This is a genomic window from Mycobacterium sp., assembly GCF_029961025.1.
Taxonomy (GTDB): domain Bacteria; phylum Actinomycetota; class Actinomycetes; order Mycobacteriales; family Mycobacteriaceae; genus Mycobacterium.
In genome coordinates this window covers 1-12,474 of the sequence record NZ_JASBVP010000014.1, presented here as the reverse complement: position 1 = coordinate 12,474, position 12,474 = coordinate 1, and the positions used below count along the sequence as shown (strand labels likewise).

Sequence of the window (12,474 nt, the reverse complement as noted above, 5' to 3'; positions counted from 1 at the left end):
CTCGTCAGGAAATCCCCGCGAAAGTGGATTGGCACGATGGCAGGCCGCAGTTACCGCGGCGCCCGGCCGCGCGCCGTACATAGATACCCGTGCTGCAGCAGGGGGCGACGTGATCGATGTCGTCGAGGACGGAGACGGCACCACACGTCCGTCGTTGGCTTCGCTGCCGCGCCGGCTCAATCCTGCCTGCGTGAAAAACCGCCGTGTCGCAGGAGCACGGCGGTAAGGTGCTGTCCGTGGCTCGAGAACTTCCGGCCGTAGGCCGGGGCCGCTGGCTAGCCTTCGCGGCCTCGGTTGCCGTTTCTGCGGTGATGGTGCACGCCCAAAGCGCGAAGCCCCCGTGCTGCGCCGAGCACCCGGCCGCGAGCCCTGCGGCTCACAGCTCTGCGCCGGACGGCGGCCAGCAGGCCGTCAATCCGCCGGCGGCGCAACTGGTCGCGGCCAGCGCACCCGTGGCCAGCCGGGCGGTCCCGTACGCATTGCCGCCGGGCGTCGCCTCGGAGCAGGGGCTGCAGGTTCATACCATTTGGGCTGCCCGTGCGATCAGCGTGTTGTTCCCCCAGATCACCACCATCGGCGGGTTTCGCCAAGATCCCCTGAAATGGCACCCCAACGGGCTGGCGATCGACGTGATGATCCCGAACTATCGCAGCCCGGAGGGCATCGAGCTGGGCAACCAGATCGCCGGGTACGCCTTGGCGAATGCCAAACGATGGGGCGTGGTGCATGTTATCTGGAGGCGGGGCTACTACCCGGGCATCGGCGCGCCGAGTTGGACGGCGGACTACGGCTCCGAGACCGCCAATCACTTCGACCACGTGCACATCGCCACCGACGGCGGGGGATACCCGACCGGCCGCGAAACCTACTACATCGACTCGATGAGCCCGTCAACGTAACCGCCGGGCCAATGCCGGGTGGGTCCGAGCCCGCCGCTCGCCGGGGGAGTCGGGTCGCTGCCGTGTTCGACGCGGCTACTCCGCGGGCGGCAGTTGTCGCGGAGGGTGGGTCACAGAAATCAGACCGAAGCACGGCCGCACTGTCGCGCCGGTGCGATAGCCGCACCCTCCCACACACGCGCGCGGTGGCGTCGATTGCCGCGGCCGGGCTCACCGAGCGGCGATCCGAAAATGCCGCGCCATAACCGGATCTGCGGGTCTTGGGGAAGCCGGCGTGAGACGGTATGAACCTATGCGCACCCACGACTACCTGACCTACGAAGCCTTCGGGCGCAAATTCTTTGAGATCGCCGTCACCGAGCAGCGCGTCGGCGCCGCCTTCGCCCAGTTTGCGGGGGAGGAGTTTACGCTGGGCCCGTTCGCTCAGGGGCCGGGCAGGATCGCCAGGGTCAGCGCCACGGTCAAGATCCACAAACCCCGGGTCACGCGCCACCTGGGTGACCCCATCACGTTCACCATTCACATTCCGCTGGCCATCGATCTGCTGGTGGATCTGCGGCTGGACAAGCAGCGGTTCACGGTTGCCGGAGACATCGCGTTACGCGCCACCGCACGGGCCGCCGAGCCGTTGCTGGTGGTCGTCGAGGTCGCAAAGCCCCGGCCTTCCGACATCACCGTCCAGGTCTCGTCGAAGTCCATCCGCGGCGAGGTGTTGCGCATCGTCGCGGGTGTAGACGGCGAGATCCGGCGGTTCATTGCCCAGCACGTCGCCAATGAGATCGACTCACCGCAGTCCCAGGCGGCGCAAGTCATCGACGTGGCCGAGCAGCTCGAAGTCGCCTGGCCCGCCAGCTAAGCGCGATGCCGCCGCTACGGATAGGGAATCGGGGGCGGCGACGGGATGGGCGGTATTGGCGGAATGGGTGGTATTGGCGGAATGGGAGGAATGGGCGGGATCGGCGGAGCAGGCGGGATGGCGGGTGGCGCCGGCGCACCGGGCGGCGGGCCGTAGGCGGGCGGGGCAGGGTTGCTGCACGGCGGCGCAGGGGTACAGGTGCACGGGCAGCTAGGCGCGGTCGTGGGTGCCGTCGTGGTTGTGGTGGTCGTCGTCGTGGTGGTGGTGACATGCGGGCCTTTGCCGCCCCCGCCACAGCCCACCACCCCGATGGCGATGGCGGCGGCAACGGCCAGCAGGATCGGTCGCCGGATGTTTCGGTCGTCCACGTCTGGCCCCGTCCGGTCGCGATTGTCCGGCGGCAAAACCCCCGGGTCGTCACAGCTTAGCCCGCGCACCCCGGGCGCGGTTGAGCACGCGTTGCGGCATCGCCGAGGACCTGGGCGCGCATCGTCTCGGCCAGCGCGGCCGCCCTGCGGTCGGTGAAGACATCCTCGAGCAGCACCGGCCGGCCGTGGGGACCGGTCAGCGGCACCCGCCAGTTCGGGTACTCATCGGCGGTGCCGGGCTGGTTCTGGGTGCGCCGATCGCCGACCGCGTCGGCCAGCGACACCCCCAACAGCCGAGACGGGGTGCGGCCGAGGTATTCGTACAGCGCACGCACGGTCTGTTCGTCATCGGCGTCGCCGGGGAGCAGGTTGGCCCGGTGCAACTCGGCCAGCCACGCCGCCCGCTCGTTTCGGTCGGCGGTGAGCTCCTCCGCGACGGGCCGGGACAGCAGGCCCAGGGAGGCGCGCAGGCGCACGTGGTCTCCGGCCAGATAGCCGGCGGTCGGCGGCAGGTCGTGGGTGGTCACCGACGCCAGGCAGTACTCGCGCCAGCGTTCGGCCGGCAGCGGCTCCCCGCCCCCGTGGCGATCCCGCTCGAACCACAGCACCGACGTGCCCAGTATGCCGCGTGATTGCAGGTAGTCGCGCACCCGTGGTTCGACGGTGCCAAGATCCTCACCCACCACGAGTGCGGCCGCCCGGTGCGCCTCCAGGGCGAGGATGCCGATCATCGCCTCGTGGTCGTAGCGCACATAGGTGCCCTGTTCGGGGGATGCGCCGTCGGGGATCCACCACAGCCGGAACAACCCGATGATGTGGTCGACGCGGACGCCGCCGCCGTGCCGCAACACCGCCCGGATCAGTGCGCGAAACGGGTGGTACTCGTGCTCGGCGAGGCGGTCGGGCCGCCACGGCGGCTGCGACCAATTCTGACCCTGTTGGTTGAACTCATCCGGGGGTGCTCCCGCGGTCACGCCGGCCGCCAGCATGTCCTGCAGGGCCCAGGCGTCGGCCCCGTTGGGATGCACGCCGACGGCCAGGTCGTGGATGATGCCCAGCGCCATCCCGGCCCGCACCGCCCCCGACTGCGCGCCGGCGAGTTGCTCGTCGAGCAGCCATTGCAGCCAGCGGTGGAAATCGACGGCATGGGGATGCCGTTGGACGAAATCGGCAACCCCCGGCCCGGCGGGATGCCGCAGCGAGCGCGGCCAGCGATGCCAGTCGTCGCCGTATTTCTCGGCCAGGGCGCACCAGGCGGCGAAGTCGTCGAGGGCGCGGCCCTCGCGGGCGCGGAACGCCGCGTAGGCCAGGTCGCGGCCCGCCGAGCGCGGCACCCGGTACAGCAGCTGCAACGCCGCGCGTTTCGCCGCCCAGGCGGTATCGCGGTCGATGGTGTCGAGCCGCTCGGCGTGCCGTTGCACCTCCGCGCGCAGCCGCCGCACCCGACCGCGCTTGCGCAGATCGGCGTATTCGGGAACGGCCTCGACCCGCAGGTACAGCGGGTTCATGAAGCGCCGCGACGTCGGCAAATAGGGCGAGGGTTCCATCGGTGTCGTCGGCGCGGCCGCGTGCAGCGGATTGACCAGCAGATAGCCGGCGCCATGGCGGGAGGCCGACCACACCGCCAAATCGGTGAGGTCGGTGAGATCCCCGACACCCCACGACCGCCGGGAGCGCACACTATAGATCTGTGCCGCCAAACCCCACGCCCGCCGGGCCGCGAGCCGCTCGGGTAGTCCCAGCCAGCTGGGCGTGACGATGAGCAGGGTGCTGTTTTCGTCCTCGCCGGAACGCAGGTGCACCCGGTGATAGCCCAACGGCAGATCGGGCGGCAGCAGGAAACTGGCCTCGCCGATCCAGCGTCCGCCGAGGTCGAAGGGGGGAGTGAAATTGTCGACCTGCCGCAGCCCGGCGCGGGTGGTCCCGTCCTCGAGGTGCAGCCACACTTCGGCGGGGTGACCGTGGGTCACATGGGCCCAAAACCGGGTCTCGGCCCCGGCGCGGGCGACGATGGTGACCGGTAGCGGGCGCGACCAATAGGCGCGGTCGTGCGCCTTCAGCGCCGCGGTGCACTCCGACTCGGTCCCGGCCGGCACCCCGAGGGCGGCCAGGACGGCCACCAGGGTGGCCTCGTCGACGACCCGGCGGCGTCCCGTCCAATCCTGGTATTCGGTGGCGATTCCGAACCGGCCGGCGAGGTCGACCAATGAGGGCGCAGGCTCGCTCATCCGAGGGCTCCGGCACGGCAGACCCGCAGACAAGCGTCGCGGACCGGGGGTGCCAAACGACGGATGACACCGCGATGGCGGCCGTCCGAACCGTGGGTTACAAGGTCCACCAAGCTGTCGGCAAACACGGTTTCCGCGTGGCGAGGCCGGCGCGGGTGCTTTACGGTTATCGCTGTGAGTGGCGCCATGAGCAGCATCAAAGCATCTCTGTCGGATCGAGGGGTGAGCTCCCATGCCGGGTGAGGACCGCGGGCAGCGGGGTTCGGGCTACGGCCTGGGGTTGTCGACCCGCACCCAGGTGACCGGTCATCAATTCTTGGCCCGCCGGATGGCGATGGCCTTGACGCGCTGGCGGGTTCGCATGGAGGTGGAGCCGGGTCGGCGGCAGGTGCTGGCGGTGGTCGCCTCCGTGTCCGCGGCGGTGGTGATCTGCCTGGGGGCGTTGCTGTGGTCGTTTATCAGCCCGGCCGGCACGCTCGGCGACTCGCCCATCATCGCGGACCGTAATACCGGGGCGCTCTACGTCCGGGTGGGTGACACGCTGTACCCGGCACTGAACCTCGCTTCGGCGCGGCTGATCACCGGGCGGGCGGATGACCCGCACAAGGTGCGGGCCAGCCAGATAGCCCAGCAGCCGCACGGGCCGCTGGTGGGTATCCCGGGCGCGCCCTCAGAAATATCCCCGACGAGTCCGGCGACGTCATCTTGGCTGGTGTGCGATGCGGTGGCCCCGACGCCGGGTGTCGGCGCCGGTGTGCCGGCCGCTCAACCGGTGACGGTGACGGTGATCGACGGCGCACCCGCGCTCACCGATCGCCGGCGGGTGCTGGGCAAACAGGACGCGGTGCTGCGTCGCTACGGCGGCAACGCCTACGTGATCCGGGATAGACGCCGCTCGCGCATCAATGCCGCAGACCGCTCGGTGTTGTTGCCGCTGGGTTTGGCCCCGGAGCAAATCGATCACGCACCGCCTATGAGCCAGGCGTTGTTCGACGCCCTCGGGGTGGGGCCGGAGTTGTCGGTGCCGGTGGTGCCGGGCTCGGGTGGTCCGGCGGCGTTTCCGGACGCCCCCGGACCGGTGGGCAGCGTGATCGTCACACCACAAATCAGTGGACCACAGCAGTACTCACTGGTTTTGGCCAACGGTGTGCAGACGATCTCACCGATAGTCGCCCAGGTTCTGCAGAACGCGGGCGGCCCCGCGGCCGGGGCTCCTAAGGTCGTGGGTCCGTCGGCGCTGGCGAAAATGCCGGTGGTCACCGGGCTGGATCTCTCGGCCTTCCCGGATGAGCCGCTCAACGTGGTGGACGCGAAAGACAACCCGGCGACCTGCTGGTGGTGGCAATGGACGACCGGTGAGGACCGGGCGCTGACGCGGCTGGTCGCCGGGCCGACGGTTCCGGTGGGAGACGCCAAAAACGTGGTGTCGCTGGTGAAGACGGATAGCTCGGGAGGCCAGGCCGACCATGTCTATTTCGGCCCCGACTATGCGAACTTCACCGTTATCACCGGCAACGATCCGTCGGCCACCAAGGGGGAATCGTTGTGGTGGCTCTCGCATTCCGGTGTGCGGTACGGGGTAGACAACACCCGGGACGTGCGCACCGCACTGGGGCTGACAGGCAATCCGACCCCCGCGCCGTGGGTGGCATTGCGGTTGCTCACCCCCGGCCCGACGCTTTCACGCTCTGATGCGCTGGTGGAACACGGCGCACTCCCGACAGATTCAAACCCACAGGAGTTGGCGGTACCAAAGTGAAACGTGGATTTGCACGACCTACCCCGGAGCGGGCACCGGCAGTTAAGCCGGAGAACATCGTCTTACCGACACCGCTGAGTGTGCCGCCACCGGAAGGCAAGCCATGGTGGATGGTGGTCGTCGGCGTGTTGGTGATCGGACTACTGGTCGGCATGATCGCCGCGATGGTCGCCAGCGGGTCCAGGATGTTTTTGGGCGCCGGTGCGATCTTTCCGATCTTCATGATCGGGGGGATCGCGATGATGATGTTCGGCGGGCGCTTCGGTGGCACCCAGCAGATGAGCCGGCCGAAACTCGACGCGATGCGCGGGCAGTTCATGTTGATGCTGGACATGCTGCGCGACACCGCCGCCGAATCGGCCAACAGCATGGACGCCAACTACCGGTGGTTTCACCCGGCGCCGGGCACGCTGGCGGCGGCCGTCGGGTCGGGTCGGATGTGGGAACGCATGCCCAACGGCAAGGACCTCAACTTCGGTGTGGTTCGGGTCGGGGTGGGCATGACGCGGCCCGAGGTGACCTGGGGCGAGCCGCAAAACATGCCGACCGACATCGAACTGGAGCCGGTGACCGGTAAGGCGCTGCAGGAATTCGGGCGTTATCAAAGCGTCGTGTACAACCTGCCGAAGATGGTCTCGCTGCTGGTCGAGCCCTGGTACGCACTGGTCGGCAGCCGCGAGCAGGTGTTGGGGCTGATGCGGGCGATGATCTGTCAACTGGCGTTCTCCCACGGCCCGGACCATCTGCGGATGATCGTCGTCACCTCCGATCTGCAACGTTGGGACTGGGTCAAATGGCTTCCGCATTTCGGCGATCCGCGACGCCAGGACGCCGCGGGCAATGCGCGGATGGTCTACCGATCGGTGCGGGAGTTCGCCACCGAGCAAGCCGAATTGTTCTCCGGCCGTGGGTCGTTCACGCCCAGGCATGCCAGTTCGTCGGCGGAAACCCCGACGCCCCATCACGTGATCATCGCCGATATCGATGACCCGCAGTGGGAGTACGTGATCAGCGCGGAGGGTGTCGACGGGGTGACGTTCTTCGATCTGACCGGCTCCCCGCTGTGGAGCTCGGTACCGCAGCGGGTGCTGCGATTCACCAATGCCGCCGGCGTCATGGAGGCGCTGCCCCGCGACCGGGACACCTGGCTGGTGATCGACGAAAACCCGTGGTTCTTCGCCCTGGCCGACCGGATGTCCGAGGAAGAGGCCGAACAGTTCGCGCTGCGGATGGCGCATTGGCGGCTCGCCGAGGCTTACGAGGAGATCGGGCAGCGGGTGACCCAGATTGGTGCTCGAGACATCTTGTCTTACTACGGGATTGACGACCCCGCCCAGATCGATTTCGACGCATTGTGGGCGGACCGCCGAGACCTGTTCAGCCGAGATCGGTTACGGGTGCCGTTCGGCAACCGGGCCGACAATGGCGAACTGCTGTTTTTGGATATGAAATCCATCGAAGAGGGCGGCGACGGCCCGCACGGGGTGATGTCGGGGACAACCGGTTCGGGTAAATCGACGCTGGTGCGCACCGTGATCGCATCGCTGCTGCTCGGTCATCCGCCGGAAAACCTGCAATTCGTCCTGGCCGACCTCAAGGGCGGGACGGCGGTCAAGCCGTTCGAGGGCGTGCCGCACGTGTCGCGGATCATCACCGACCTGGAAGACGACCAGGCGCTGATGGAACGCTTCCTGGAGGCGCTTTGGGGCGAGATCGCCCGGCGCAAGGAAATCTGCTTCAGTGCCGGCGTCGACGGCGCCAGGGAGTACAACGAGATCCGGACCAGGATGCGGGCCCGAGGGCAAGACCTGCCGCCGCTGCCCGTGCTGGTGGTGGTGATCGACGAGTTCTACGAGTGGTTCCGCATCATGCCGACCGCGGTCGACGTGCTGGACTCGATCGGCCGGCAGGGCCGCGCCTACTGGGTTCACCTGATGATGGCTTCCCAGACCATCGAGAGCCGGGCCGAAAAGCTCATGGAGAACATGGGTTACCGATTGGTGCTGAAGGCACGCACCGCGGGGGCGGCCCAGGCGGCCGGCGTACCGAACGCGGTGAACCTGCCGGCGCAGCCCGGGTTGGGATACCTGCGCAGGAGCGGCGATGACATCGTCCGCTTCCAGGCGGAGTTCATGTGGCGCGACTACCGCCGTGGCGTGTCGCTCGACGAAGGCCAGACACGCCTGGCGAACACCGCCGGTTACATTCGCCCGCAGCTGTTCACCACCGCGTTCACCCCTCTTGAGACCGCCCCGTCCGGAGCGGACGGGGAGCTAACGGCCGCCCGCAACGGGGAAGTGATCACCAATGGCGAAGTGATCGCCAACGGCGAGGTCGTCGATGGCGAAGTGGCCGCCGACGCCGACGTGTACGACGAAGAATACGAATGGCGGACACCGAAAGTCGGCACGGTGATCATCGATCAGCTGCGCCGAATCGATTTCGAGCCCTACCGGCTGTGGCAGCCGCCGCTGGACGAGCCGGTGCCGATCGACGAGTTGGTGAACCGCTTCCTCGGCCGCCCCTGGCACCAGGACTACGGCACCGCCAGGGACTTGGTGTTCCCGATCGGGATCATCGACCGGCCGTTCAAGCATGACCAGCCGCCGTGGACAGTGGACACCTCCGGACCCGGTGCCAACGTGCTGATCCTGGGCGCCGGTGGTGCCGGCAAGACCACCGCGCTGCAGACACTGATCTGCTCGGCGGCCTTGACCCACACGCCCGAACAGGTGCAGTTCTACTGCCTGGCCTACAGCAGCACCGCGCTGATGACGGTCGCCGGCCTTCCGCACGTGGGTTCGGTCGTCGGCCCCACCGACCCCTACGGGGTGCGGCGCACGGTTGCCGAAATGCTGGCGTTGGTGCGCGACCGGAAACGCAGTTTCCTCGAATATGACGTGCCGTCGATGGAGGTATTCCGGCGGCGCAAATTCGGCGGCGAGACCGGTCGCGTGCCCGATGACGGGTTCGGCGACGTCTACCTGGTGATCGACAACTATCGGGCGCTGGCCGAAGAAAACGAAGTGCTCATCGAGCAGGTGAACCAGATCATCAACCAGGGGCCATCGTTCGGTGTGCACGTGGTGGTCACCGCCGACCGGGAATCGGAGTTGCGGCCCCCGGTGCGCAGCGGTTTCGGTTCACGAGTGGAGTTGCGACTGGCCGCGGTCGAGGACGCCCGGCTGGTGCGTTCCCGGTTCGCCAAGGACGTGCCGGCCAAGCCCGGCCGCGGCATGGTGCCGGTCAACTACGTGCGTCTCGACTCCGACCCGCAGGCGGGTCTGCACACGCTGGTGGCCCGTCCCGCGTTGGCCAGCACACCGAAGTCCGCGTTCGAGTCCGACAGCGTGGCCGCGGCGGTCCGTGAGGTGGCGGTGGGCCGGGCCCGCGCGGTGCGGCGGCTGCCGGCGCGGTTCGGCCTGGAGGAGGTGCGGGCACTGGCCGCCGCCGATCAGCGCCAGGGGGTTGGCGCAGGTGGAATCGCATGGGCGATATCGGAATTGGACCTGCAACCGGTGTATCTGAACTTCGCCGAGAACAGCCATCTGATGATCACCGGCCGGCGCGAATGCGGACGCACCACCACGCTGGCCACCATCATGGCCGAGATCGGGCGGGTGTATGCGCCGGGCGCGAGCTCAGCGCCACCGGCGTCGGGACGACCCTCGGCACAGGTGTGGCTGGTGGATCCGCGCCGTCAGCTGCTGCGGATGCTGGGCCCGGAGTACCTGGAGAAGTTCGCCTACACCGTCGACGGCGTCGCGGCGATGATGGACGAGCTTTCCGAGACTTTGGCCAAACGCCAGCCGCCGCAAGGGCTGTCGGCCGATGAGTTGTTATCGCGGTCGTGGTGGAGCGGAGCGGAAATCTTCTTGATCATCGACGACCTGCAACAGCTGCCGACGGGCTTCGACTCGCCGCTGCACAAGGCGGCGGCCTGGGTGACCCGGGCGACCGATGTCGGTTTGCACGTGATCGTCGCCCGCACCTTCGGCGGCTGGTCCTCGGCGGGCAGCGACCCGATTCTGCGGGCCCTGCACCAGGCCAACACCCCTCTGCTGGTGATGGACGCCGACCCCGACGAGGGGTACATCCGGGGCAAGATGAAGGGTGGTCCGCTGCCGCGCGGCCGCGGGCTGCTGATGGCGGAGGACACCGGCGTGTTCGTTCACGTCGCGGCCACCGACTTGCGGCAGTAGTGCGGCAATAGGCAACAGGAGCCACCGGCGCTAGCGGGCTGCGGGCCGAGGCGCTGTGGTTATCCGGTGTTGCTGGCAGGTGGGCGCCACCGCGGTGAAAGGCTTTATCCGCAGCACGATTTTAATCTCGCCGGCCGTGTCGGGTTGACGCCGTGACGGTGGCCGCACCGTCGGGCCAAAGGTGGCTGGCGGGGCTGTTAGCGCAGGTAGAAGCCGATTAGATGGTTGGCTCGAGGCCGGTGATACCCGCGGGTTATCGCCGCGGCACCGGCGCGCAAACGCGGTCTACACACCGTCGATGGCCGCCGCGGGCCGCGGCGCAGCCCGGCGAGGCTCTCTACGCTCATGCACGAAGCGATTGCTGGTGTCGGTCCCAGGAGGAGAAAGCAGCGATGACCTTCGTGAGCACACAGCCGGAGGCGCTCGCAGCCGAGGCGGCTAACCTGCAGGCCATCGGCTCGGCGCTGAGCGCTCAAAACGCTGCCGCGGCAGCCCCGACGATCGGAGTGGTTCCCGCCGCCGCCGATGAGGTGTCGGCGCTGACGGCTGCCCGATTCGCCGCGCACGCCCAGATGTATCAACTGGTCAGCGCCCAGGCCGCGGCGATTCACGAGGCGTTTGTGAGCACCCTGATGGCCAGCGCCGGATCGTATGCGGCCACCGAGGCCGCCAACGCCGTGGCGGCGGCCTGACCACCCGGGGTGGCGAGGATGGATTTCGGCGCGTTACCACCGGAGATCAACTCCGGGCGGATGTATGCCGGCCCGGGATCGGGTCCCCTGCTGGCCGCCGCGACGGCGTGGGACGGGCTGGCCGCCGAGCTGTATTCGACGGCGTCCTCCTACGGGTCGGTGATCTCGAGGCTGGCCGGCGGGCCGTGGCTGGGCCCGTCGTCGGTGTCCATGGCGGCCGCGGCGGCGCCCTATGTGGCGTGGCTGAACGCCGCCGCGGCCCACGCGGAGCAGACCGCCGCCCAAGCCCGGGCTGCGGCGTCCGCCTATGAGGCGGCATATGCCGCGACGGTGCCCCCCGCGCTGATCGCGGCCAACCGTAGCCAGTTGGCTGCGTTGGTGGCGACGAATTTCTTCGGCCAGAACAGCCCCGCCATAGCGGCCACCGAGGCGCAATACGGCGAGATGTGGGCCCAGGACGCCGCCGCGATGTACGGCTATGCCGGATCCTCGTCCGCCGCGTCGGCGTTACCGCCGTTCACCCCGCCCGCGCCGACCACCACCGCGACCGGGATAGCCGCCCAAACCCAGGCCGTGGCGGTGGCTCAAGCCACCGCCACGGCGGCCGGCACCCATGCGCACACAGTGGGGTCGCAACTGGTGTCGGCGGTGCCGCAGGCGGCGCACGGCCTCACCGCATCGACCTCGTCGACGTCGTCCACGTCGTCGCTGTCAAGTCTGAGTAACCTCAACAGTTTCCCGAGGACGCCTGCAAGCATCACCTCGGCTGTAGCCAGTAGTGCTGGCCTGCTCGCCAACCTCACCAAAGCACCGGCGGCCATGAAGCTCGGAGGTGAGGCCGGAGTGTCCGAGGCGTTGGGGCCGGCCGTGTCTGCCGGCCTTGGTTCCGGGGTGGGTGCGTTGGCGCTACCGGGCGGGGCCGGCGGTGTCGGTGCGGTGACCGCGGGTCTGGGCCACGCGGGCACCGTCGGCGCGTTGTCGGTGCCGCAGGGCTGGGCGCTGGCGGCCCCGGCGGCCGGCGGGGCGGTGCCAGGCACGGGGCTGGGCGCCGCTCCCGGGCTCGGGGCGGGCAGCCCTGCGGGCCTGCTCGGCGGGGTTCCGCTGGCGCACATCGTCGGTCGCGGCGTGGGCGCGGGTGCGCACACCGCCGCCACCCCGCGGTTCGATGTGCGTCCCAGCGTGGTGCCGCGTCCGGTGGCCGCGGGCTAAGTAAGGCGGCTGAGAAAGAGCCGACGACAGCAGAGGAGGGAGACACGCAAATGCCGACGCGTTTTATGACAGACCCGAATCAGATGCGGGCGATGGCGGGCCGTTTCGACGTGCACGCCCAAACCGTCGAGGACGAGGCCCGCAAGATGTGGGCGTCGAGCCAAAACATCGCCGGGGCGGGCTGGAGCGGGGCCGCGCAGATGACGTCCTATGACACCATGGCCCAGATGCATCAGGCGTTTCGCAACATCGTGACCATGC

The 12,474-nt window shown here is 68.7% G+C and carries 8 protein-coding genes; 7 read left to right on the top strand and 1 reads right to left on the bottom strand.

Annotated elements, in window-relative coordinates; translation table 11 throughout:
* Window positions 1-203: 203 nt before the first annotated feature.
* The gene (locus QJR12_RS15520) at window positions 204-899 is read left to right on the top strand and encodes a glycoside hydrolase (RefSeq protein ID WP_300584046.1); all 696 of its coding nucleotides are present in this window, start codon (window positions 204-206) and stop codon (window positions 897-899) included.
* A gap of 292 nt (window positions 900-1,191) precedes the next feature.
* Window positions 1,192-1,755, top strand: coding sequence for a hypothetical protein (locus QJR12_RS15515; RefSeq protein ID WP_300584074.1), 564 nt, complete (start codon window positions 1,192-1,194; stop codon window positions 1,753-1,755).
* A gap of 424 nt (window positions 1,756-2,179) precedes the next feature.
* Here QJR12_RS15515 and malQ read toward each other — a convergent pair whose 3' ends face one another.
* Window positions 2,180-4,351 (bottom strand): 4-alpha-glucanotransferase, encoded by a 2,172-nt coding sequence (malQ, locus tag QJR12_RS15510; RefSeq protein WP_300584044.1) that lies wholly within the window; start codon window positions 4,349-4,351, stop codon window positions 2,180-2,182.
* A gap of 232 nt (window positions 4,352-4,583) precedes the next feature.
* On the opposite strand from malQ, the gene eccB reads away from it, so the two are divergent.
* From eccB to QJR12_RS15485, 5 genes are all read left to right on the top strand, one after another.
* Window positions 4,584-6,110 (top strand): type VII secretion protein EccB, encoded by a 1,527-nt coding sequence (gene eccB / locus QJR12_RS15505; RefSeq protein WP_300584042.1) that lies wholly within the window; start codon window positions 4,584-4,586, stop codon window positions 6,108-6,110.
* A complete protein-coding gene (eccCa, locus tag QJR12_RS15500) occupies window positions 6,107-10,312 on the top strand; it encodes a type VII secretion protein EccCa (RefSeq protein ID WP_300584041.1) in 4,206 nt (1,401 codons plus the stop codon). The genes eccB and eccCa overlap by 4 nt, the downstream gene beginning before the upstream one ends.
* Before the next feature lie 392 nt (window positions 10,313-10,704).
* A complete protein-coding gene (locus QJR12_RS15495; protein WP_300584039.1) occupies window positions 10,705-11,004 on the top strand; it encodes a PE family protein in 300 nt (99 codons plus the stop codon).
* Between the two features lie 18 nt (window positions 11,005-11,022).
* Window positions 11,023-12,213, top strand: a complete 1,191-nt coding sequence (locus tag QJR12_RS15490) for a PPE family protein (RefSeq protein ID WP_300584037.1) — start codon at window positions 11,023-11,025, stop codon at window positions 12,211-12,213.
* Window positions 12,214-12,263: 50 nt separating this feature from the next.
* On the top strand, window positions 12,264-12,474 hold a 211-nt coding region (locus QJR12_RS15485; RefSeq protein ID WP_300584035.1), incomplete at its 3' end, for a WXG100 family type VII secretion target.